The 21,449-nt window shown below is 38.3% G+C and carries 24 protein-coding genes and 1 tRNA gene; 11 read left to right on the plus strand and 14 right to left on the minus strand.

All coding sequences use genetic code 11. The annotated features are described in order from the left end of the window. The gene (ruvC, locus tag V3Z67_RS07195) at positions 1-552 is read right to left on the minus strand and encodes a crossover junction endodeoxyribonuclease RuvC (RefSeq protein ID WP_330442663.1); all 552 of its coding nucleotides are present in this window, start codon (positions 550-552) and stop codon (positions 1-3) included. A 23-nt stretch (positions 553-575) separates the two neighbouring features. On the opposite strand from ruvC, the gene V3Z67_RS07200 reads away from it, so the two are divergent. Beyond that, complete coding sequence (locus tag V3Z67_RS07200) at positions 576-1,523, plus strand: hypothetical protein (protein ID WP_330442664.1); 948 nt, start codon at positions 576-578, stop codon at positions 1,521-1,523. On the opposite strand, the gene V3Z67_RS07205 is transcribed toward V3Z67_RS07200, so the two are convergent. Next, on the minus strand, positions 1,510-1,986 hold the full coding sequence (locus tag V3Z67_RS07205) for a hypothetical protein (RefSeq protein ID WP_035134396.1): 477 nt from the start codon (positions 1,984-1,986) through the stop codon (positions 1,510-1,512). The two genes, V3Z67_RS07200 and V3Z67_RS07205, sit on opposite strands and share 14 nt — an antisense overlap. 82 nt (positions 1,987-2,068) lie before the next feature. After that, positions 2,069-2,686, minus strand: coding sequence for a thioredoxin family protein (locus V3Z67_RS07210; protein WP_330442665.1), 618 nt, complete (start codon positions 2,684-2,686; stop codon positions 2,069-2,071). A gap of 306 nt (positions 2,687-2,992) precedes the next feature. On the opposite strand from V3Z67_RS07210, the gene V3Z67_RS07215 reads away from it, so the two are divergent. From V3Z67_RS07215 to V3Z67_RS07235, 5 genes are all read left to right on the plus strand, one after another. Then, a complete protein-coding gene (locus V3Z67_RS07215) occupies positions 2,993-4,084 on the plus strand; it encodes a fatty acid desaturase family protein (protein ID WP_330442666.1) in 1,092 nt (363 codons plus the stop codon). 56 nt (positions 4,085-4,140) lie between these two features. Then, positions 4,141-4,428, plus strand: coding sequence for a hypothetical protein (locus tag V3Z67_RS07220; protein ID WP_330442667.1), 288 nt, complete (start codon positions 4,141-4,143; stop codon positions 4,426-4,428). A gap of 57 nt (positions 4,429-4,485) precedes the next feature. After that, a complete protein-coding gene (locus tag V3Z67_RS07225; RefSeq protein WP_330442668.1) occupies positions 4,486-5,052 on the plus strand; it encodes a helix-turn-helix domain-containing protein in 567 nt (188 codons plus the stop codon). Positions 5,053-5,257: 205 nt separating this feature from the next. Next, a complete protein-coding gene (locus V3Z67_RS07230) occupies positions 5,258-5,539 on the plus strand; it encodes a hypothetical protein (RefSeq protein ID WP_330442669.1) in 282 nt (93 codons plus the stop codon). Between the two features lie 30 nt (positions 5,540-5,569). After that, the gene (locus V3Z67_RS07235) at positions 5,570-5,770 is read left to right on the plus strand and encodes a hypothetical protein (protein ID WP_035134408.1); all 201 of its coding nucleotides are present in this window, start codon (positions 5,570-5,572) and stop codon (positions 5,768-5,770) included. 147 nt (positions 5,771-5,917) lie between these two features. Here V3Z67_RS07235 and V3Z67_RS07240 read toward each other — a convergent pair whose 3' ends face one another. The 8 genes from V3Z67_RS07240 to V3Z67_RS07275 all read right to left on the minus strand — a co-directional run bounded on the left by V3Z67_RS07240 (position 5,918) and on the right by V3Z67_RS07275 (position 11,754). Next, entirely contained in the window at positions 5,918-6,295 is a 378-nt protein-coding gene (locus V3Z67_RS07240) for a hypothetical protein (protein WP_330442670.1), read from the minus strand. A 149-nt stretch (positions 6,296-6,444) separates the two neighbouring features. After that, the gene (locus V3Z67_RS07245; RefSeq protein WP_330442671.1) at positions 6,445-6,792 is read right to left on the minus strand and encodes a DUF4180 domain-containing protein; all 348 of its coding nucleotides are present in this window, start codon (positions 6,790-6,792) and stop codon (positions 6,445-6,447) included. Positions 6,793-6,965: 173 nt separating this feature from the next. Continuing rightward, a tRNA-Asp gene (locus V3Z67_RS07250) sits at positions 6,966-7,042 on the minus strand. Between the two features lie 128 nt (positions 7,043-7,170). Next, a complete protein-coding gene (locus V3Z67_RS07255; RefSeq protein WP_330442672.1) occupies positions 7,171-8,097 on the minus strand; it encodes a DUF58 domain-containing protein in 927 nt (308 codons plus the stop codon). A 30-nt stretch (positions 8,098-8,127) separates the two neighbouring features. Beyond that, on the minus strand, positions 8,128-9,279 hold the full coding sequence (locus V3Z67_RS07260) for a hypothetical protein (protein WP_330442673.1): 1,152 nt from the start codon (positions 9,277-9,279) through the stop codon (positions 8,128-8,130). Between the two features lie 17 nt (positions 9,280-9,296). After that, on the minus strand, positions 9,297-9,998 hold the full coding sequence (locus V3Z67_RS07265; RefSeq protein WP_330442674.1) for a hypothetical protein: 702 nt from the start codon (positions 9,996-9,998) through the stop codon (positions 9,297-9,299). After that, entirely contained in the window at positions 9,988-10,545 is a 558-nt protein-coding gene (locus V3Z67_RS07270) for an RNA polymerase sigma factor (protein ID WP_330442675.1), read from the minus strand. Before V3Z67_RS07270 ends, V3Z67_RS07265 begins: the two co-directional genes overlap by 11 nt. A 147-nt stretch (positions 10,546-10,692) precedes the next feature. After that, on the minus strand, positions 10,693-11,754 hold the full coding sequence (locus V3Z67_RS07275) for an NADH:flavin oxidoreductase (protein ID WP_330442676.1): 1,062 nt from the start codon (positions 11,752-11,754) through the stop codon (positions 10,693-10,695). Between the two features lie 144 nt (positions 11,755-11,898). On the opposite strand from V3Z67_RS07275, the gene V3Z67_RS07280 reads away from it, so the two are divergent. After that, the gene (locus V3Z67_RS07280) at positions 11,899-12,249 is read left to right on the plus strand and encodes a winged helix-turn-helix transcriptional regulator (protein ID WP_330442677.1); all 351 of its coding nucleotides are present in this window, start codon (positions 11,899-11,901) and stop codon (positions 12,247-12,249) included. A 62-nt stretch (positions 12,250-12,311) separates the two neighbouring features. Here V3Z67_RS07280 and trxA read toward each other — a convergent pair whose 3' ends face one another. From trxA to V3Z67_RS07295, 3 genes are all read right to left on the minus strand, one after another. Then, positions 12,312-12,629: a thioredoxin gene (trxA, locus tag V3Z67_RS07285; RefSeq protein ID WP_035134421.1), complete on the minus strand. Its 318-nt coding sequence runs from the start codon at positions 12,627-12,629 to the stop codon at positions 12,312-12,314. A gap of 118 nt (positions 12,630-12,747) precedes the next feature. Then, complete coding sequence (dnaE, locus tag V3Z67_RS07290; RefSeq protein WP_330442678.1) at positions 12,748-17,247, minus strand: DNA polymerase III subunit alpha; 4,500 nt, start codon at positions 17,245-17,247, stop codon at positions 12,748-12,750. A 206-nt stretch (positions 17,248-17,453) separates the two neighbouring features. Continuing rightward, positions 17,454-17,924 carry a DUF6252 family protein gene (locus V3Z67_RS07295; RefSeq protein ID WP_035134425.1) on the minus strand — a complete coding sequence of 157 codons (471 nt, stop codon included), beginning with the start codon at positions 17,922-17,924 and terminating at the stop codon, positions 17,454-17,456. A 232-nt stretch (positions 17,925-18,156) separates the two neighbouring features. On the opposite strand from V3Z67_RS07295, the gene V3Z67_RS07300 reads away from it, so the two are divergent. The 4 genes from V3Z67_RS07300 (at position 18,157) to V3Z67_RS07315 (ending at position 21,366) form a co-directional block, all read left to right on the plus strand. Continuing rightward, positions 18,157-18,705 carry a 30S ribosomal protein S16 gene (locus tag V3Z67_RS07300; RefSeq protein ID WP_035134427.1) on the plus strand — a complete coding sequence of 183 codons (549 nt, stop codon included), beginning with the start codon at positions 18,157-18,159 and terminating at the stop codon, positions 18,703-18,705. 14 nt (positions 18,706-18,719) lie between these two features. After that, positions 18,720-19,250 (plus strand): ribosome maturation factor RimM, encoded by a 531-nt coding sequence (gene rimM, locus V3Z67_RS07305; RefSeq protein ID WP_035134429.1) that lies wholly within the window; start codon positions 18,720-18,722, stop codon positions 19,248-19,250. A gap of 72 nt (positions 19,251-19,322) precedes the next feature. Further along, positions 19,323-20,030: a tRNA1(Val) (adenine(37)-N6)-methyltransferase gene (locus V3Z67_RS07310; RefSeq protein ID WP_330442679.1), complete on the plus strand. Its 708-nt coding sequence runs from the start codon at positions 19,323-19,325 to the stop codon at positions 20,028-20,030. Positions 20,031-20,187: 157 nt separating this feature from the next. Continuing rightward, the gene (locus tag V3Z67_RS07315; protein ID WP_330442680.1) at positions 20,188-21,366 is read left to right on the plus strand and encodes an acyl-CoA dehydrogenase family protein; all 1,179 of its coding nucleotides are present in this window, start codon (positions 20,188-20,190) and stop codon (positions 21,364-21,366) included. Positions 21,367-21,449: the final 83 nt, after the last annotated feature.

Here is a 21,449-nt window from a genome sequence, read left to right on the forward strand (position 1 = left end):
TTATTTTATCCTGTTGGTATTTTGCTTAACAAAAGCATCCCATCCCGAATAACTTTTACCAACAACGGTTTTACCTGAGTTAAAAAAATGACATACAGCAGCTGCAAGTCCGTCGGTACTGTCAAGGTTTTTAGGTATTTCCTTAAGTCCCAGTAACTGTTGCAGCATTTTTGCCACCTGTTCCTTACTGGCATTACCGTTACCGGTTATCGCCATTTTAATTTTTTTAGGCTCATATTCGGTTATGGGTATTTGTCTGGAAAGTCCGGCTGCCATAGCTACCCCCTGTGCCCTGCCCAGTTTGAGCATAGACTGTACATTTTTACCAAAAAAGGGAGCCTCGATAGCAATCTCATCAGGATGATGGGTATCAATCAGCTCGATAGTTCTTTCAAATATATGGCGAAGCTTTACATAGTGGTCATCATATTTACTCAACTGAAGTTCGTTTAGCTGAATAAATTCCATTTTCTTATTCACCACCTTAATAAGACCAAATCCCATTATGGTAGTACCGGGGTCAATACCTAATATGATGCGCTCGTTTGCCAATTTAATTTGTTTATTTTGCAGTTATGATTACACTGTCCCGCAAAGCTAAGCATTTCCTAACTGTGGTTGTTAAACTTTTAATAGTTAGCGGCGCATTTTATTTTATTTACAGCAGGCTTGCAGGAGACAACAGCCCCGACTGGATAAAGTTGAAAAACCTTTTTAACGGAAGCACTTCTTTCGTTATAGCTGCTGTTATTATAGCGCTAACATTCCTAAACCGTTTTTTGGAAATTATAAAATGGCAAAACTTGGTTTCTTCATTCAGGGAAATAAAATTAAGGGAGTCGGCAGCACAGGTACTGGCTGCTATGACTGCAGCCCTGTTTACCCCAAACGGAATAGGCGAATATGCTGCCAAAGCATTGTACTTCGAAAAAACAGAGGCAAAGAATATTGTTTTCCTTAACCTTGTTTGCAACGGTATCCAACTGATAATAGCAGTATTTGCCGGGCTAATAGGGCTCGCCGTGTTTAATGCCTATTACAGCATTTTACCCGCAGGCTATTTGCTAATTTTATTAGCAATAGTTTTTATTGTAATCGTATTACTGTTTACAGCCCGTAACTTTACCATAAAAGGATATTCGGTTCAAAAAATAATAAATAAGGTAAATGCATTACCAAAACAAATACACCGAAAAAACATACTGCTTGCCTTCGGGAGGTATTTTTGCCTTATACATCAGCATTATTTTTTATTCCTGCTGTTTGGCATACACGAGCCCTACCCGGAAATGATTGCTGCTATTACTGCCGTATATTTTTTAGGATCGTCACTACCCACATTCCAGCTGTTTGATTTTGCCGTTCGCGGTAGTGTTGCCGTATTGTTTTTCGGTAAAATGGGAATTAATGAGTGGGTTGTGGTATTTGCTGCCACATTACAATGGCTGCTTAACATAGTGATTCCTGTAAGTATAGGAAGTTATTTTGTATTCAGATTCAAAACCAATACTACTCCACGTTAATAATAACCGGTAAAATAAACTGACTCTTTACAGGAATCCCTTCTTTTGATGCCGGTTCTACAGCAGGAAAATCGCTAAGCCTGCTACGCAAAAGGCTGTCAATTTTAGTTCGGTCATAGCCCACACTATCTTTAGGAAACTCGGTTTCAAAAGCCAGGGTAGCATCGGGGAATATAGTTACTTTAAGCTGTATGGTATCAATTTCAGGATATAGGAGCAAAAGGGTATCGGCATCCAGTCTTTCCTGTACCAAACGGGTCATGGAAGAGAAAAAACATTCTTTTTTCTGCTCCTTGTCCATTACACTGTCACACTCACCAATTGACGGATAAGAACTAACCTCATCCATATTGATTTCGGCACGGCGTTTTTGCAGCAATTCTTCCTCACTGGGCACCTTTTTATCAAAATACTGGCAGGAACCCAATAGTAAAAGTGATAATGCAACAACTGCTTTCTTCATTGTAGGGATAAACGTTTTGGCGTATCAGCCAAAAATAAGGAAATTTTCAGGAAAGAAACAGTACTACGCAGTAATATAACAATCAATGACGTTTATATTTTTTTGCAACAGCTATTAAATCATCCTTGCGGGGCACCAGGTTTCCGCCTACTTTTTCAACAATATCCCCCTCACTGTCAAGCACTAAACATGTAGGATAACCACGAACATTATAACGTTTAGCCAACTCAACACCATCTCCTTTCTCTGCATCATATTTTAGATTGACAAAGGTCTCATTCATGGCATCCCCCACCTGGTCATCGGTAAAAACATGCTGAACCATATGCAGGCATGGTGTACACCATCCTGTGTAAAAATCAACAAATATGTATTTATTTTCCTTTTTAGATTTAGCAAGGGCATCTTCAAAACCATTTTTTTCAAAGTGTACAGCCGTTTCAACATTAAACTTTTCCCTTTTAAAATTGGTTTCAAGCATAAAATAATAACCTGCTGAAAGCACAAACAGACCTGCTGAAGAAAAAATCACAACTAAGCTAACTCTTAACCATTTTATTTTAAGTAAAACCATTGAAAGTAAACCTCCTACAACAAGTCCTAAAGCTAAAATACCATAAGGTTGCCTAACCGATATATACAGATAAACAGAAAGTGCCAGAAGAATTACAAGAAAGCCGTAAACGATTTTTTTAAACATGGTAAGGTGTTTTGCAGTAAATTTTGATTGTGCTAATATAATAAAAAAAGGCTTTCAGAAACTTAAAGGCTTTTTAATTACTGTTTAACTACAAAACCTTGTTTAAAAAGTTAAATATCACATTAAATACAGTTAAAACTCAATAACTAACAAATAAAAACCACTTTTTATCGTTATATTGAAACATATAACTTCAACAGGCGGGGCTTCCGAAAAAATTACAGTATCCTGATAATATAGTCGCCCTTTCGCACTTGCATAATTTTACGATTTGAATAGTGAATAAAAGTTGCAGCTATTCATAGTATGACCCGATTAAAATTTAAAACCCAGACAAAATCTGCATTTTTTCCTACCGTTAGATTAAAAGTAGACAACTATTTTAAAGAGCATGATATCTCTCCAAATGCGAACAGCAATATGTGGTTTAAAGTCATTTTTTTTCTTGGAATCTTTTTACTCCTCTATAATTTAATAATAACCAGTTCTTTTAACAGCTGGATATTACTTTTATTAACTGTATTACTTGGCATGTTTAGTGCATTTATAGGCTTTAATATTTGCCACGATGCCATACATGACTCATTATCTTCTAATAAAAAAGTAAATAAGGGCTTCAGTTTTTTGTTCAACTTAGTAGGTGCTAACCCTTACCTATGGAGCATTATGCATAACACGGTTCATCATACGTTTACAAATATACCCGGTCATGATGAAGACCTTGTTGTCGCCCCAGGATTAATCAGGATTACTGATGAAGAGCCCGTAAACAAAATACAGCGCTACCAACATTTATATGCTTTCCCACTATATAGCTTAGCTTCGCTGTCATGGATCTTCAGAAAAGATTATAAAAAATTTTTCCAGTCAAAAATCGGTCAACTCAAAGTAACACATCCTAAAATTGAATATTTCAATCTATTTTTCTTTAAAGCATTATATTACTTTTTATTTATAATACTTCCGTTACTTGTGCTTAATATAACCTGGTGGCAGTTTATTATAGGGTTTACAGCACTACACCTTACTAAAGGCCTAACAATGGGAATGATTTTTCAGTTAGCTCATGTAGTGGAGGGCACGAGTTTCCCTGAACCCAATAAGGCAGGCAATATAGAAGATAATTGGGCTGAACACCAAATGAGAACTACTGCAAATTTTGCTACAGGGAATAACATAGCGGCGTTTTTTTTAGGTGGATTAAACCAACAAATAGAGCATCATTTATTCCCAAGAGTTTGCCATATACATTATAAAAAAATAGGTGGTATAATTAGAGAAACCGCTCAGGAATTTAACCTGCCTTATATAGAGAACCCAACTTTTTTTGATGCATTAAAATCACATTATCATGTATTAAAAAAATTTGGAAAGCAGGCATACTTAAATAAAAGTTAGGGTTTTGTAATTACAATACTTTTATGTTGTAAATTGTTTATCAAATAATTAGCACTATGAAAAAATCTGAAAAGAAAGAACAAATAGAAAAAATGATTGCAGATTTTTTCAAGATGACAGAGCCTGCCGCATTAACCGAAATGCGAAATAAAATATATAGGGAAATATTAAAGCTTCCGATGTCATTAAGCGACAAAAACACTCTTGAAAATGAGATGTACTTATGGAACTACAATTGCGACGCTTATATAAAAAACATTAAAAGCAATACTTTTAAAACCATTGTCACATCTGACTTTAAAGCTATGCTTAAAAAAATAAATATCTCTTTGCTGGGCAATTAAACTAAGAGCCTCACAAATCACACGCCGGGATTACCAATTGTTTTTAACAAAACCATTATGTCACTAAAAATTTTCATTAAATATATGGTAAGCCTGCGCTGTAAGATAATTGTAAAAGCCGAACTCGACAGGTTGGAAATTAAGTATGGTAGTGTAGAGCTTGGGGAAATTGAAATAAAAGAACCTATTACCAAAGAACAAAGCAAAGCTTTGAAAGTATCTCTTATAAAAGTCGGCTTGGAACTTATGGACGATAAAAAAGCCATTTTAATAGAGAAAATTAAAAATATAATTATTGAACTCGTTTATAAAGACAGTAATCTTATTAAAACAAAAAAGTCAGAGTACATAAGCAGCAAGCTTAATTATGATTATACTTACCTGGCTAATATATTTTCGGAAGCAACCGGTACCACTATTGAGCATTACATTATAAACCATAAAATAGAGAGAGTAAAGGAACTGCTAATATATGATGAGCTTAGCCTTACACAAATTTCATATCTGTTAAACTACAGCAGTGTTGCTCACCTCTCGGCACAATTCAAAAAAATCACAGGGTTAACGCCTACTTTTTTCAAAACTATAAAAGAGAAAAAAAGAAAAGAATTACAATACCTGTGAATTATGTAAGCTAAATACATAATGATATAAGCAAATAAACAATTTGTAATCTAACTTTACTCATTATAAAAGCAATCACTATAATATAAACAAATATAAATTGAGATCATTAATTAAATAATGTAAAAGCTAAAGCTAACCTAACACTACTTAAGCATCATGAAATTCATGATGCTTTTTTTATAACCTCAAAAGCTACCTAATTATGAAAACAATAAACGAAATAACAAATGAGATTAACAACTATACATCAATCATAAAAAATACTTTCCCTGAGCTTTATGATAAACTGACTGAAACACCTCTTTTCCTTTCTTATGAGAAAAAAGACAATAGTATTGCTGACTATAAAAGCTATTTAAGTTTTTTAAAATCTCAACTAACAGAACTGGTAAAAATATACGAATTGCAAAAACATGAGAATGATATAAAACAAACTAAAAGTACTGTAACATTCAGAATTAAAAAAAAGCCACCTTTGTTATGAAGCAATTAAGCTTCATTAATTTTTACCATAATGGAAAATAAAAACGAAAATTCTCAAGCAGTAAAAACCAAATGGAAAGAAGAAAAGGCAAAGCTTAAACTAAAGTTTCCAAGCCTTACTGATGCCGATTTGCATTTTGAGGAAGGAAAAAAAGATATTATGTTTAGAAGAGTAGAAACAAAACTAGGAAAAAGCAAAGACGAATTTTCTAAAATTCTATTAGAGCTTTAAAAACTTAAGTATTGCCACTTGTTTTAGGATAGCTGATTTTTTTAGCTATTGTAATGTTAATGATGAAAAAAGACAACTACCTTTTCTCATTCATTAAAAAAAGCCTTTCAGTTTCTGAAAGGCTTTTTAATTTAAGGATTACATGAACTAAGGCCAGTTACAATCGTATCCTTTTTTTCTTGCATATTTTAAAGCATCGGTATCATACGATTCGTAGTCAACCCCAAGGTTATACACCTTAAACTTACCACAGCTATCTTTATACTTCATTTTTTTTGCCTTCTTAGCCTTAGAGCCAACTACATAATCAAGAGCTTTCTCTTCGGTTTGCTCTCCTGCCCAAAGTGCCTGTACAGGGCCTACTGCAAACCAGTAGCCTGAACTGTTTTGCCATGTTACAGCATAAGCTGTACCCGACGGACCTTCATCAACCATGTTGACTTTTTCATTTGTTGTAAATGCAAAGCATAAAAAAGCTGCTGCCATTAGTGTTGCAGCGGCAAAAAACGATCTTTTTGTTTTCATAATGTATAGATTTAGTTATTAATAAAATGTGTTTCTATGTAAATACGATTTATTAAAAAACTAAAAAGCTATTTAATAAGCTTTTACATTATAAAATTAACAATTAGGTTTTAACAAAACAATACCTATAAATGGGTATTTTCATATCATTAACCTAATCCTTCTTCTATAGTAGCAACAAAATTAACCGCGCTTCCCTTATTACTTTCAAAAATAAAATCATTTAAGCTTTTACTTTCATACTTACTAAAATCACCCACAATAGCCAGCCAGATTTTATAATTGGAAAATTTTTGAAGGATCTCCCCTGCCATACGGGTTTTTAAATCAAAAAATGCCGGTGTGATATTCCTCTCGTAAAGTATAGCCTTATCAAATCCCTGATAGTAAAGATTCCCTACCAGGTCTGTTCCATCTTCAACTGTAGTGATGATAATGTTCTGAGAAATTATTTCTGCTATGGTAAGATTATCTGTTTGGTGTGTTTTAATTTCCATATAACCTATTTTTAAAACCAAATGTATTAAAATCAAAAAAGCCCTCCAATTTAATGGAAAGCCTTTCATTCGGTTTAACTACTAAACCAGCCCGTTAGGGCAAACAACACAACTAATCTTAAATGCTTTGAGGCGAAAAAAGCCCCGCAATTGCGAGGCTACTTCTCCTTTACTGGCGGTCTGGACGGGACTCGAACCCGCGACCCCATGCGTGACAGGCATGTATTCTAACCAACTGAACTACCAAACCAGCGTTTTTAACAAAACTGGCGCTCTGTGAGTGCCGTTGTTTGTTTCATTATTACGGGTGCAAATATACGGCGCTTTTTGACATTTGCAAGCCTTTTGAAAGAAATTTTTAAAAAAATATTTCCATTTTTAGCCAAACTTTTGTTTTTCAACCAAGTATGTAAGTAAAATTTTTTCAAATTTTTCGTCCACCGAAACCGGAACATACTTAATTCGGTACTGCATGCAGGTCTCCTCTATCTTCCTAAAATAGTCGGCCACCCTTTTTTCATACTCTTCTTTTATATTTTCGGCAAATAAATTTACCTGTTCACCTGTTTCAAGGTCTACAAATTTGCGTGGAGCATTGTCAAAATCAAAACTGAACTCTGTTTTCTTATCCGTTACATGGAAAAGCACCACCTTATGCTTGTTGTGCTTTAAATGCCTTAGCGCATTAAACAATGCTTCGTTATCCTCGGCCTGGAACATATCGGTAAACAATATAATCATAGACCTCCTGTGCATCTTCTGTGCTATTTGGTGCAAATAGGTAATTGTATCGGTGTTTTTGGCTTCTCCCGGTTTTTGCAACACATCCTCAAGTTTATTTAAAAGCATCCTGTGATGCCTTCCACTACCTTTCTCGGGCGCATAAAACTCGTATGAATCAGAATACACACTTAATCCTACCGCATCACGCTGCCTTTTCAGTAAATCCATAAGTACTGCCGAAGCCAATACCGAAAAACCTATCTTATTTTCATAAAACGGCTGTACGTCCTTTAAAGCCGGGTAATGCATAGAAGAAGAGTTGTCCAGTATGATATGACACCTTAAATTAGTTTCCTCCTCATAGCGCTTAGTATAAAGCCTGTCGGTTTTTGCAAACAGCTTCCAGTCTATATGTCGGGTACTTTCCCCGGGGTTATATACTTTATGTTCGGCAAACTCTGACGAGAACCCGTGAAACGGACTCTTATGCATACCGGAAATAAATCCTTCCACAATCTGATTAGCTAAAAGCTCCAGATGCCCAAATGATGATATTTTCTCTAATTGCGATTCTAGCTTCATATCCCAAATGTAACGAAAAAAGCGGAGCCTTTACAAATCGAACCTCACTCCAAACGATACGGCATGTTCCTTATAAGTAGAATTCTCAAAAATAGGATTTAGCTCATATCGCGCAAAAAGACTAACCGCCCCAAAACCTACATATCCGTCCAGTCCGTACACAAATTTGTTCACGTTATAGTCTGCCCTGTTTTTATCCACTACCTTTTTACCGTCTATCTCATATTGCAGTCGTTGTACAGCCCCTGTATTTACTCCCACATAACCACCTAAACCTACTTTAAAACTGGTAGTGGTATCATACCTGAAATAATCTTTGTATTCTTTTTTCTTTGAAGGACCAAACTCAAGATGTACCGGTACTACAAGATTTTCTGTTCGCAGGAAACTATTTTTAAGTTCATACGGAAACTGCTGCACTATTGTTTTACCGTTATCATTCACAAAATACTTATCCTTCCCCGGAGAGTACATACTGATTTGATACGACAAACCATAAGACAGCCTGAAATAATTTGAATCCTTTAAAAGTCTTGTTTTAAAAGCCAGGCCTAACTCAAACCCGCTACTTCTCCAAAATTTATAACTGTCTCCTATGGTTTGCCCATCACCCACAGCATTCACAAATCCCGATTTAAGCACTACATCCCTATAGGTACGTTTATCATACTTAGTTTTTTTATCCAGTCCTTTATAATCTATACCTAATAAAAAACTCCCTTTCTCATCAACTACATTACCAAATCCTAAAGCTATATAAGCCCCTGTATTGGGTTTGTAACTATACATAGCCATATCCCTTTCGGTAAGCGCTATCTGGTTTTCTATAATAGCCGTCCTGTTATCTATATTCAATGCCGATCGTTTTGCCGCCTCCTTTTTAAGGGCAGTAGCTTTTTCCTGATCTATTTCTCCTTTCTCAAGTTTCTTGTCTATATCTGCAACAATTTTTTTAAGTTCAAACTTTTCGTTCTCAATAATATTTTGCTTTTCTTCCTTAAGATCATCAAGCATGTTTTGCTTTACCCTCGCATAATATTCTTTTTCACGTTCATCCAGTTCGGCCTTTTTCTTCTCCTTTGCAGATAGTTCTTTTACAGTATCATTCCTGGTTTGGGCGTTAACTTTAGGCAAAAAAATCCCTGTCGCCAAAAAGGCGATACACAATAAGGTGCGTTTCATAATTTAAAAAATTGAAGTTATTGTTTGTCTTTAACCGCTATGCGTATGGTTTTATGTTTAAGTGAAAATATACTCATAGCCTTTTCACGGTAGTATTCATCCATTTCTGCCTCTACCTCTTTCAGCAGGGCGGTATCGTTTGTAGTATTAGATAAATATTTGTTTGCTGCGACGTCTTTTATAGCTTCTTCTAAAAGCATATCGGTTTCCTGCTCATAGAACTCGTCCTCTTCTATAGAAACAAGTGCCTCTATAGGCTCAACATGCAAATTGAATTTGGGTTGTTTTTTCTTTATCACAACCTCTTTGTTACCTACCGAAGCCATTTCCTGTTTTTCAGCAACAACCTCAACACTATGTTTTTTAACCAAAACCTCAGGCTTTTTATAAGCTACTGCCTCTGTTTCTTTTATTTCTACAGATTTACTAACAACAGCCTCTTCTGATGGTAATACCGGAGTTGCAACCTCTCCACCATCCACAACCTGTGGTTCTGTTATAATAACATCGGTTTTATTTTGCATAAGGAACACATACCCTGAGGCCAAAAGGAAAAACACTGCAGCTGCCGCATAATAGGCAAACATCTTTTTCTTTTTCTTTTGGGTTTTACCCTGTTGCCTGTTATTCGCAATACGATCCCAGGCTTTCGCCGAAGGTGTAATACTTCGGTTGCCTAGCTTGTCTGCTAATTGTTGTTCAAGGTTCCTATCTTTCATTTTCAATTCTTCTTACTTTTTCCAATTGTTCCTGCAGTTGTTTCCTAGCCTTGAACAATTGTGATTTTGATGTGTTCTCACTAATGTTTAGCACCTCTGCTATCTCTTTATGGCTGTAACCCTCTACCGCAAACATTACAAGCACGGTACGGTAGCCTTCGGGAAGTTTATCAATCAGTAACTGGAGCAGCTCGGCATCCATATCCTGATTATCGGTTATAACAGGCCCTGCTTCCACTTGTGTTATATCTTCAAAATAAAGCTGGGTGCGTTGCCTCAAAAAGTCTATAGACTCCCTAACCATTATACGCCTTAACCAGCCTTCAAAACTTCCTTCAAACCTAAACCTGCCCAAATTATCCAGCGCACGGGTAAAACCCTGTATCATTACATCTTCGGCATAATGCATATCTTTAATATACATCCTGCAAACACCAAGCATTTTTGCTGCATAGCGGTCATAAAGCTGCTTTTCGGCCCTGCTGTCTCCCTGCAGTACCTTTTTAATAGCAGCTTCGTCAGAAGTATGTAACCGGATAATTTTCAAGCTCTGTTTAATTGGTTTATATCTGAAAGACGGAATTTTTATTCTTCAGGTTGCCTGATGAATAATTTTTTTTTAAAAAATACTGAAAATAAAAAAGCCCGAAGCAGTATTGCCCCGGACTCACTTAGCCTGATAAGCTAAAATCAATTAATATAGTTTTTGTACGCTGGCAGCCTCAAAAGGCTTAATATCCTCAAAGCTTCCCGTTTTTACTTTTTGTACCCATTGCGGATCCTGCAAAAGAGAACGGCCTACAGCAACCAAATCAAAATCACCGCGCTCAAATCGACGTAACAGCTCATCTATTTTAGTAGTTTCGGCACCCTGACCTGTCCATACACCCATGAAATCATCTGAAAGTCCTACAGAACCAACTGTAATAGTAGGCTGACCGGTTACTTTTTTAATCCATCCGGCAAAATTCAGGTCACTACCATCAAACTCCGCCTCCCAATATCTTCTTTGTGAGCCATGAAAAATATCCACTCCGGCTTCAACAAGTGGCACCAGCCATTCTTCCAGTTCGGCAGGGGTGTGTGCCAGTTGCACGGTATAATCCTGCTGTTTCCATTGTGAAAGACGAAGGATAATTACAAAATCAGGCCCTACAGCCTCACGAATAGCCTTAACCACATCAAGCGCAAAGCGACTGCGCTCTTTTAACGTTTTCCCACCATATTCATCGGTCCTGTGATTGGTTTCAGCCCAAAAGAACTGGTCTATCAAATATCCGTGTGCACCATGAATCTCTAATGCATCAAAACCTAAAGCTTTTGCGTTTTTTGCAGCTTCGGCAAAGGCATTAATCGTAGCTTGTATATCCTGTAGCGTCATGGTATCAGGACTTTCAAGCGGAGCTTCGGGCAACCATGTACCTGCCTGTGTATTCCCTACATGCCATATTTGCGGAGCGATTAATCCTCCCTTATTATGCACAGCCTGTGCTACCTTGCCCCAGTTTGCCAAAGCCTCTTCTCCATAGAAATTAGGAATATCTTTCATATTTTTTGAGGCAGGCCTGTTTATAACTGTACCCTCGGTAAGTATAAGCCCCACACCGGCAGCGGCACGGCGTGAGTAGTAGTCGGCTATCTGTTCGTTAGGCACACCATCTGTGGCAAAAGCACGGGTCATCGGTGCCATTACAAAACGATTTTTAAGGGTAAGTCCTTTATATTGAAACGGATTAAAAAGGGCGTCTAAATTCATTTTCCTGTTTTTAATTTTTTAAGGTTCTTAAATTATTTAGCTATGCGAATAGCACTATTACCTAAATAGTTACACAAAGTAACTGATAATAGTTTACTTTTGTAACTATAAAGAGTTTAAAGTGGTAACCAACAAGTAACCATTATGGCAAGAAATATTTTTAAATACAGCGACTGCCCCATGCACCGCTCTATGGCGATACTGGGCTCTAAATGGAAGCCTATAGTGATTTATGCACTAAGGGAACGTACAGCACGTTTTGGACAAATACATGCCATTATAGGCAGTATATCAAAAAAAGTACTCACCACCACCCTAAAGGAACTGGAAGAAGACGGTATTTTAAACCGTACCGAATACAGGGAACTACCTCCAAGGGTAGAATATAACCTGACAGATAAAGGACGTACGCTTATCCCAATAATTATACAGCTGGCAAAATGGGATAACGAACATTATGAAGAAAAAAGGGAGAAACTGGAAACAACTCATTAACCCTTTAAAAACAAAAATCCCGGGCATGGCCCGGGATTCATGTATATTGTTACAAAAACTGATTATAGTAACGCGTCAATAGCATCAGTATATGTTTGCTTTGGCGCAACACCTACCTGTCTTCCAACAACTTCTCCGTTTTGGAATACTAATACAGTTGGGATGTTTCTAACACCATATTTAGCAGCAAACTCCTGGTTAGCATCTACGTCTACTTTACCTACAACAGCTTTTCCGTCATACTCTGAGCTAATCTCTTCGATGATAGGACCTACCATCCTACAAGGACCACACCATGCAGCCCAAAAATCTACCAAAACCGGTTTATCTGATTTTAATACTACTTCGTCAAATGTAGCATCTGTGATTTCCTTTGCCATATTATTATATATAAATAGTTAAGTTTATAAAGAACAAAAATAGGTATAAATATTTAATTGAAAAGTGAAACGTTTATTAGTTTTAATTATGAATAAATAGACGTAACCTATCAAAAATTTAATTTAGCTTAAAATTAAGTTGTAACTTTTCAAGTTCGTGCAAAAGCTCATTTGAAATTTTAACCTTCAGCTTACGGCTTGGCATAGTCACCTTTGTAACCACCTGTATATCCTCTACATCAGTCATTACGCTTTCCGGCATTTCACCATCAAGTTCAGCCTCAGCTTCGCCGTCCAGCTGTTCATCGGCTACGGCAGCCACCTCAACTTTGCGTTTAACACGTTCCAGCTCCATTACCTCAAACTGTACCGAATGATCCCCCTTGTTATGCATAAACAACTCATTTAAATGAATAATTAGCTGTTCCTGCAGTTCGGTAATATTAAACTGTATGATGAGTTTTTTAGCAAAAGTGGTAAGCACATCCTGAAGGTACTGTATCGCTATAAACTGTATTCTCGGCTCACCGCGTTTCCCTTCGGCATTTACCCAACCTTCACGCACCAGTATCTTCATATAGGTAAAGTTGTTCGGGATAAGGAAATGTCTGAACTTTAAATACTCCTCTCCATAAATACGGAACTCATAACTCTCGTCATAACCTTCCAGCATAAATGATGCCCATCCTTTACCATTTTTAGCTATACGATGCTGCACATTTGAAATGATACCGCCGAAACTAAGATTCTTACTTACATGCTGTTCCAGGCTTTTTAACGCATCAAGCCTGGCATTACAAAAGTATTTCATCTCAAACTTATAATCATCCAGCGGGTGACCCGATATATAGATCCCTACTACCTCTTTCTCCTTGGCAAGTTTTTCCATAGTACTCCACTCCTCACATGCCGGAATTACCGGTTCGGGTATCTGCACGTCGCTCGACTCACCAAAAAGACTCACCTGAGAGGAATTCTCATTTTCCTGATACTTGGCTCCATAACGTATTGCCTTCTCAAGGAAGGTAATATTATCCCCCTCCTCATGGTGGAAGTACTGCGCCCTTTGGGTATCAGTAAAACAGTCAAACCCTCCTGCCAGCGCCAGGTTTTCAAATGCTTTTTTATTGGCGGCACGCAAATCAATACGTTTGGCCAAGTCAAATATAGATCGGTATCTTCCGTCTTTACGGTTCTCAACAATGGTATCAACAGCACCGGCACCCACACCTTTAATTGCCCCCATACCAAAACGTACCGCACCCTGATCGTTTACCGTAAACTTATAGAACGATTCGTTCACATCGGGTCCAAGTACCTGCAAGCCCATTCGCTTACATTCCTCCATAAAGAAAGATACCTGCTTAATATCATTCATGTTATTGGAAAGCACTGCAGCCATATACTCTGCCGGATAATGTGCCTTTAGGTAAGCCGTTTGATAGGCTACCCATGCATAACAGGTAGAGTGCGACTTGTTGAAGGCGTAACTCGCAAAAGCCTCCCAGTCTTTCCATATTTTCTCCAGTACTGTAGCATCATGCCCTTTTGCAGCGGCCTGCTCCACAAACTTGGGTTTCATTTTATCCAGTACGTCCTTTTGCTTTTTACCCATCGCCTTACGCAGTACGTCGGCCTCACCTTTGGTAAAGCCCGCCAGCTTTTGCGACAGTAGCATTACCTGCTCCTGGTATACTGTAATACCATAGGTTTCCTTTAGGTACTCCTCACAGGCTTCAAGATCGTATTTGATTTCTTCCTCCCCATTTTTCCTTCTTACGAAACTAGGAATATATTCCAACGGTCCCGGACGGTACAGGGCGTTCATGGCAATAAGATCGGCAAACACGGTAGGCTTTAAGTCCTTCATGTACTTTTGCATACCGGGCGATTCGTACTGGAACACACCTACAGTTTCACCACGCTGGAAAAGCTCATACGTCTTTTTATCGTCTATCGGGAAATTATCAGGATCAAGGTCTATATCAAAACGGTATTTTACCAGCTTCACCGTATCTTTTATCAGGGTAAGAGTCTTTAACCCCAGGAAATCCATTTTAAGGAGTCCGGCACTCTCCACCACCGAGTTATCGAACTGGGTAACATACAAATCAGAATCCTTTGCCAGTGATACCGGAACGAAGTTGGTAATATCATCGGGTGTAATAATAACCCCACAGGCGTGGATACCCGTATTACGAAGTGAACCCTCCAGTACTTTTGCCTGCTGAATGGTTTCACCCGCAAGGTCTCCGGCATCTGCCATACCTATAAGCTCCTGAACCTTTTCAAACTCTTCCGAACGTAACGCACCCTTAAGCGCATTTGGGTCAAGATTAAATATCTTGGCCAGTTTCATGTTCGGGATAAGCTTAGCAATCTTATCGGCTTCAAAAAGCGGAAGATCAAGTACTCTCGCCGTATCACGTATGGACGATTTTGCCGCCATGGTACCATAGGTAATAATCTGCGCTACCTGGCTCGCTCCATATTTATTGATTACATAATCCATTACACGACCACGACCTTCATCATCAAAGTCGATATCAATATCGGGCATCGATACACGGTCAGGGTTAAGGAAACGCTCAAAAAGGAGATCGTAAGCAATAGGGTCGATATTGGTAATACCCAAACAGTAGGCTACCGCCGATCCTGCTGCCGAACCACGGCCCGGCCCAACGGAAACCCCAAGATTTCTTGCCTCGGCAATAAAATCCTGTACAATAAGGAAGTACCCCGGATAACCGGTATTCTCGATGGTTTTAAGCTCAAAGTCAAGCCTTTCCCTTATATCATCGGTAATTTCCTCATATCTTCTTTTAGCTCCTTCATAAGTAAGGTGCCTTAAAAATTTATTCTCACCGCGTTTACCTCCGTCTTCATTATCTTCTTCCACCTGAAATTCTTCCGGAATATCAAACTTAGGAAGAAGTACATCACGGTAAAGCGAGTATATCTCTATCTTATCTACTATATCCTGAACATTAACAATAGCCTCAGGTAAATCGGCAAAGAGCTTTTTCATCTCCTCCCCTGATTTGAAGTAGTATTCGTTATTAGGAAGCCCGTAACGGAAACCTCTACCACGTCCCTTTGGCGTAGCCAGCTTCTCGCCATCCTTTACACATAGTAAAATATCGTGGGCATGGGCATCATCCTTATCTACATAGTAGGTGTTGTTTGTAGCAATAAGCTTTACGTCGTGTTTTTTGGCAAGCCTGATAAGTGAGTCGTTTACACGATTCTCATCTTCCTGGCCGTGACGCATAAGCTCTATATAAAAGTCATCAGCAAACTGATTTTTCCACCACAGCAAAGCTTCCTCTGCCTGGTTTTCACCTATATTCAAAACCTTATTAGGAATCTCACCATACAGGTTACCCGAAAGTACAATTATATCTTCCTTATACTGCTCTATAACTTTTTTATCAATCCTAGGCACATAGTAAAAACCTGCGGTATAGGCTATAGATGCCATTTTTGCCAAATTGTGATAGCCATTTTTATTTTTAGCCAGCATTACAATTTGGTAACCGTTGTCTTTTCTTGATTTGTCTTTATGATCTTCACAAACAAAAAACTCACAACCTACAATAGGTTTCATAGTTACCTCGGTAGGTTCTTCACCATTCTCTATAAGCTCCTTGTTTTTTGCTTCGGCTGCTTTATTATGATTAAGTACGTTACTCACAAAGTGGAATGCCCCCATCATGTTAGCATGATCGGTCATGGCTACCGCCGGCATTTTATGTTTTGCCGCCGCCTTAACCAGGTTAGGCACCGCTATGGTAGACTGCAGTACCGAGAACTGAGTGTGGTTATGCAGGTGCACAAACTCCACCTCTTTTAAGTCCTGCTTAAGTTCTTCGGTAACATGGCTTACTTCCTGAGCACCTTTTAATTTATCAAGGCGTTTTCTTACCTCTTGGGAAGCTGCTTTAAGATTAATGTGTTTTAACCCTATTAGCTGTATGGTTTGCGGATTAGCCTCCTTAAACTCATGGTAATAAGTAGGCGGTACATCAAGCTCCTCTAAAGTAAATATTTCCCTTTTAACCAGTTCAAGGAAACAACGTGTGGTAGCCTCAACGTCGGCAGTTGCATTGTGAGCTTCGGCAAAAGGTTCTCCAAATAAATATTCGTGAAGCTCGGTTAGTGTGGGTAGTTTAAATTTACCTCCACGACCTCCGGGTATTTTAAGCAGTTCGGCAGTAACCTCGGTACAGGTATCCAGTATCTTCATATCCTGTAACGGAGTATCTACACCAAACCTGTAGTACTCACTTCCCATAATGTTAACGTCAAAGCCAACATTTTGTCCTACTATAAATTTGGCTTTCGCCATTGCTTCATTAAACTTCTCCAATACACCCTCGAGCTCTACACCCTGCTCCATAGCAAGTTCTGTAGATATACCATGAATACGTTCGGCGTCATAGGGAATATTAAAGCCATCAGGTTTAATTAAATAATCCTGATGCTCTATAAGCTGCCCCATCTCATCATGCAGCTGCCATGCTATTTGTATACAGCGCGGCCAGTTATCGGTATCGCTAACGGGAGCGTCCCATCGTTTAGGTAATCCGGTGGTTTCGGTATCAAAAATCAAGTACATAACCGGTTAATTATTTGGAAGTTAAAAGAAAAGCAATCCCCTCGGGGTAACTTTTCAAAAATACAGTTTTTCAGTCAACAATAAAAACAAAAAAACCATCCTTACGGACGGCTCAAAATGAAGTCTTTACACGCTTAATAAATTCTTAACACATATAATTTGCAAATAAAAAAGCCATCCGTTTAGGATGGCTTTTGTTTTCTTTATTATTGGCCTACCGGCTGTATTGGCACTCTGTAAAAAACACCGCTCCTGAAGTTAACTACCGTTCCGTCATCCTCAACTGCATTAAAACGGAAGGTACCCGTTATAAAGCCTTGGGTTAAGTCGGTATCCTCAGCTAGTATTTCAATTTTTCCATCACCTAAGTCAGTACCTGTCTGATAGTTCATCTCTATCCCGTCAACAGAAACCGAATAAGACGCCTTATTTTGCTCATTAAGACCCAGTTCGTAAACCCCCGGATCTACAGAAGCAGTCCTTAATATAAGGGTTTCAAAACCATTTGTTGCCTGTATGGTAAGTGAATTATCTGTTTCTCTTGTCGCGGTGTACTCTACTGCCCTCCACAACTCATCGTCTCTCATTGCCTGCACGGCCGGATTATTGAATTGGATGTCTTCTTCACATGAGGCAAAAGTAACCATCAGCACTAGTAGTGATAAAATCTTTTTCATTATTAATATATCTTAAAGAAATGGTGTATCAAATTTTACAACGACAAAAATAGTTTTTTATGACATATATCCTAATTAAATTATAATAAATCACAATAAAAGTATGTATTTTGAACTTTTTGAACGCTAAAATTCATAAAAATTAACGCAAAAAAAGTTTGTAAGCTAAAGTTTTATATATTTGCACCCTTAATTAACAGAGGTCGGGTACCTCAAACTTAATCTAAAGATTATGCCTGTAAAAATCAGATTACAAAGACACGGTAAAAAAGGAAAACCTTTTTACTGGGTAGTAGCGGCAGATTCCCGCTCAAAAAGAGATGGTAAATTCCTTGAAAAAATAGGAACTTACAATCCTAACACTAACCCTGCAACTATCGACATCAATGTTGAAACAGCTGTACAGTGGTTACACAACGGTGCTCAGCCAACTGACACTGCAAGAGCTATCCTTTCTTACAAAGGTGCTTTACTTAAACACCACCTGGACGGAGGTGTTCGTAAAGGTGCTCTTACTCAGGAGCAGGCTGATGCTAAGTTTGCTGCTTGGTTAGAACAAAAAGATTCGAAAGTAAACGCTAAGAAAGACGGACTTTCTACTGCTAAAGCTGACGCGAAAGCTAAAGCTCTTGAAGCAGAGAAAAAAGTTAACGAAGATCGTATTGCTGCGAAGAAAGAAGCTGAAGCTGCTGCTGTTGCTGAGGATGCTGCTGAAGAGACTACAGCTGAAGCTGAAGAAAACACAACTTCAGAAGAAAACACAGAAGAAACCCAAGCTTAATTTGACTGCGATTTATGCGTAAAGAAGATTGTTTCTATTTAGGCAAGATCGCCAAAAAATTCAGCTATAAAGGCGAAGTCCTTATCTATCTTGATACCGACGAGCCGGGTTTGTATGAAAACATGGAATCAGTGTTTGTTGAATTCAACAAACACTTGGTTCCATTTTTTATTGAATCATCTTCAATTCATAAGGGCGACTTTTTAAGAACCCGCTTTGAAGACATAGACAGCGAGGAAGAAGCCGAAAAGATTTTAGGCTGCGAAGTATACCTACCCCTTTCCATGCTACCTAAACTGGAAGGCGATAAATTTTACTTCCACGAAATAATAGGCTTTGATGCCGAAGACCTGCGACTGGGCAACATTGGTAAAATAACCGGTGTAAACGACACTTCGGCCCAACCTCTTTTTGAAATCCTTAAAGGCGATATAGAAATACTTGTCCCTATGATAGATGATTTCATTGTAAAGGTAGATCGTGAAAACAAAAAAATTATACTTGACACTCCCGAAGGACTGGTAGACCTTTACCTTGACATCTAATTTGTTTCAGGCTATACTCTACCTCAATCTTTAATCTTACAAATCTAAATTCTAACATCTCAATTTTAAGAAATGTTCCAGTTTAAGCAATTTACTATCCAGCAGGACCGATGTGCAATGAAAGTAGGTACCGATGGCGTATTGCTTGGAGCATGGGCACCGGTGGACAACCATCCGTTTAGCATTCTTGATATTGGAGCCGGAACCGGACTAATAGCTTTAATGATGGCACAACGAAGTACTGCCGAACAGATTGACGCTATAGAAATTGACGATGAGGCTTACGAACAGGCTGTAGAGAATTTTGAAGAAAGCAAATGGGGCGACCGCCTGTTTTGCTACCATGCAGGACTGGACGAGTTTGTTGAGGAACTGCACGATGAGGAGTATGACATTATCGTTTCTAACCCTCCTTTCTATTCCGAAAACTACTCATCAGGCAATGAACAAAGGGATAAAGCCCGCTTTACCGAATCACTACCTTTTGAACACCTTATTGAAGCCGCTGCGATATTATTATCTGAAAACGGTATCTTTTCGGTTATCATTCCTTTTAAGGAAGAGGAAAAATTCATAGCCATTGCTGCTGAATTTGACCTGTACCCAGCCAAAATTACAAGAGTTAAAGGTACTCCCGATACCGAAATAAAAAGAAGCCTTATGGCTTTTACCAGACAACAAGCTGAAACAATTTTTTACGAGTTAGTTATTGAAACGGCACGCCATCAATACACCCCGGAATACACCGAGCTTACTAAAGATTTTTATTTAAAACTGTAAGCCCTCCTCCTCTTTCATAACTTATCGGGTTTTAAATTTCACACTTGTTACTACAGCAGGAGCGCTTTCATTTTTACCTTACTATAAAAAATACAACATTTTTTTATGGATTTGTTACAATTCTTCTTTACTTTTGCCATCAACTAAAACGTTATAAATGAAACCTGATTTATTTCAAGCTCCTGATTACTATCTTCTTGACGAACTATTGTCAGACGAACATAAAATGGTTCGCGATGCTGCCCGCGAGTGGGTAAAACGCGAAGTATCTCCAATAATTGAGGATTATGCTCAAAAAGCAGAATTCCCAAAACAAATTATTAGCGGCCTTGCCGATATTGGTGCATTTGGGCCTTACATTCCTGAAGAGTACGGAGGTGCCGGTTTAGACCAAATCTCTTACGGACTTATAATGCAGGAAATAGAAAGAGGTGACAGTGGTGTACGTTCAACAGCATCAGTACAGTCATCTCTTGTTATGTACCCTATTTGGAAATACGGTAACGAAGAGCAACGTAAAAAATACCTTCCTAAACTTGCTTCAGGTGAGTTTATGGGGTGTTTCGGTTTAACAGAGCCAGACTACGGTTCTAACCCTGCCGGTATGATTACCAACTTCAAGGATATGGGTGACCATTACCTGCTTAACGGTGCCAAAATGTGGATCTCTAACGCACCGTTTGCCGATATCGCTGTGGTATGGGCTAAAAACGAAGAAGGAAGAATTCACGGGCTTATTGTAGAGCGTGGCATGGAAGGCTTCTCTACTCCCGAAACTCACAACAAATGGTCCCTAAGAGCATCGGCTACCGGTGAACTTATTTTTGACAATGTAAAAGTCCCTAAAGAAAACCTTTTACCAAATAAATCAGGGTTAGGTGGTCCGCTTGGATGCCTTGACTCTGCCCGTTACGGAATCGCATGGGGCGCCATAGGTGCAGCCATGGATTGTTACGATACTGCACTTCGCTATGCAAAAGAGCGTGTACAGTTTGACAAACCTATTGCCGCTACCCAGCTGCAACAGAAAAAACTTGCCGAAATGATTACCGAAATCACTAAAGCCCAACTTTTAACATGGAGACTTGGTGTTTTAAGGAATGAAGGTAAAGCTACATCGGCACAAATATCTATGGCAAAAAGAAACAATGTGGATATGGCTCTTCACATTGCCCGCGAAGCCCGCCAAATTTTAGGTGGTATGGGTATTACAGGAGAATATTCTATAATGCGCCATATGATGAACCTTGAAAGTGTTATTACTTATGAAGGTACTCACGATATTCACCTGCTTATAACAGGACTTGACATAACCGGTCACGCAGCATTTAAATAAAATATAAGCAAAAATTATACGTTTATTTAAAAAATCAATTGTTAAAAGCTTCTTTGTCTAAAGAAGCTTTTTTAATTTTGTAA

It is taken from the genome of Flavobacterium sp. C4GT6, assembly GCF_036347315.1.
GTDB lineage: Bacteria > Bacteroidota > Bacteroidia > Flavobacteriales > Flavobacteriaceae > Flavobacterium.

What these genes read in the sequence shown, in the direction of transcription:
- V3Z67_RS07225 (WP_330442668.1), top strand. Translation starts at nt 4,486, where the DNA reads ATGTCACTAAAAATTTTCATTAAATATATGGTAAGCCTGCGCTGTAAG.
- V3Z67_RS07275 (WP_330442676.1), bottom strand. Translation starts at nt 11,754, where the DNA reads ATGAATTTAGACGCCCTTTTTAATCCGTTTCAATATAAAGGACTTACC.
- V3Z67_RS07280 (WP_330442677.1), top strand. Translation starts at nt 11,899, where the DNA reads ATGGCAAGAAATATTTTTAAATACAGCGACTGCCCCATGCACCGCTCT.
- V3Z67_RS07295 (WP_035134425.1), bottom strand. Translation starts at nt 17,924, where the DNA reads ATGAAAAAGATTTTATCACTACTAGTGCTGATGGTTACTTTTGCCTCA.
- V3Z67_RS07220 (WP_330442667.1), top strand. Translation starts at nt 4,141, where the DNA reads ATGAAAAAATCTGAAAAGAAAGAACAAATAGAAAAAATGATTGCAGAT.
- trxA (WP_035134421.1), bottom strand. Translation starts at nt 12,629, where the DNA reads ATGGCAAAGGAAATCACAGATGCTACATTTGACGAAGTAGTATTAAAA.
- V3Z67_RS07230 (WP_330442669.1), top strand. Translation starts at nt 5,258, where the DNA reads ATGAAAACAATAAACGAAATAACAAATGAGATTAACAACTATACATCA.
- V3Z67_RS07260 (WP_330442673.1), bottom strand. Translation starts at nt 9,279, where the DNA reads ATGAAACGCACCTTATTGTGTATCGCCTTTTTGGCGACAGGGATTTTT.
- V3Z67_RS07215 (WP_330442666.1), top strand. Translation starts at nt 2,993, where the DNA reads ATGACCCGATTAAAATTTAAAACCCAGACAAAATCTGCATTTTTTCCT.
- V3Z67_RS07210 (WP_330442665.1), bottom strand. Translation starts at nt 2,686, where the DNA reads ATGTTTAAAAAAATCGTTTACGGCTTTCTTGTAATTCTTCTGGCACTT.
- V3Z67_RS07310 (WP_330442679.1), top strand. Translation starts at nt 19,323, where the DNA reads ATGTTCCAGTTTAAGCAATTTACTATCCAGCAGGACCGATGTGCAATG.
- V3Z67_RS07265 (WP_330442674.1), bottom strand. Translation starts at nt 9,998, where the DNA reads ATGAAAGATAGGAACCTTGAACAACAATTAGCAGACAAGCTAGGCAAC.
- V3Z67_RS07255 (WP_330442672.1), bottom strand. Translation starts at nt 8,097, where the DNA reads ATGAAGCTAGAATCGCAATTAGAGAAAATATCATCATTTGGGCATCTG.
- V3Z67_RS07315 (WP_330442680.1), top strand. Translation starts at nt 20,188, where the DNA reads ATGAAACCTGATTTATTTCAAGCTCCTGATTACTATCTTCTTGACGAA.
- V3Z67_RS07245 (WP_330442671.1), bottom strand. Translation starts at nt 6,792, where the DNA reads ATGGAAATTAAAACACACCAAACAGATAATCTTACCATAGCAGAAATA.
- V3Z67_RS07300 (WP_035134427.1), top strand. Translation starts at nt 18,157, where the DNA reads ATGCCTGTAAAAATCAGATTACAAAGACACGGTAAAAAAGGAAAACCT.
- V3Z67_RS07205 (WP_035134396.1), bottom strand. Translation starts at nt 1,986, where the DNA reads ATGAAGAAAGCAGTTGTTGCATTATCACTTTTACTATTGGGTTCCTGC.
- rimM (WP_035134429.1), top strand. Translation starts at nt 18,720, where the DNA reads ATGCGTAAAGAAGATTGTTTCTATTTAGGCAAGATCGCCAAAAAATTC.
- dnaE (WP_330442678.1), bottom strand. Translation starts at nt 17,247, where the DNA reads ATGTACTTGATTTTTGATACCGAAACCACCGGATTACCTAAACGATGG.
- V3Z67_RS07240 (WP_330442670.1), bottom strand. Translation starts at nt 6,295, where the DNA reads ATGAAAACAAAAAGATCGTTTTTTGCCGCTGCAACACTAATGGCAGCA.
- V3Z67_RS07200 (WP_330442664.1), top strand. Translation starts at nt 576, where the DNA reads ATGATTACACTGTCCCGCAAAGCTAAGCATTTCCTAACTGTGGTTGTT.
- V3Z67_RS07235 (WP_035134408.1), top strand. Translation starts at nt 5,570, where the DNA reads ATGGAAAATAAAAACGAAAATTCTCAAGCAGTAAAAACCAAATGGAAA.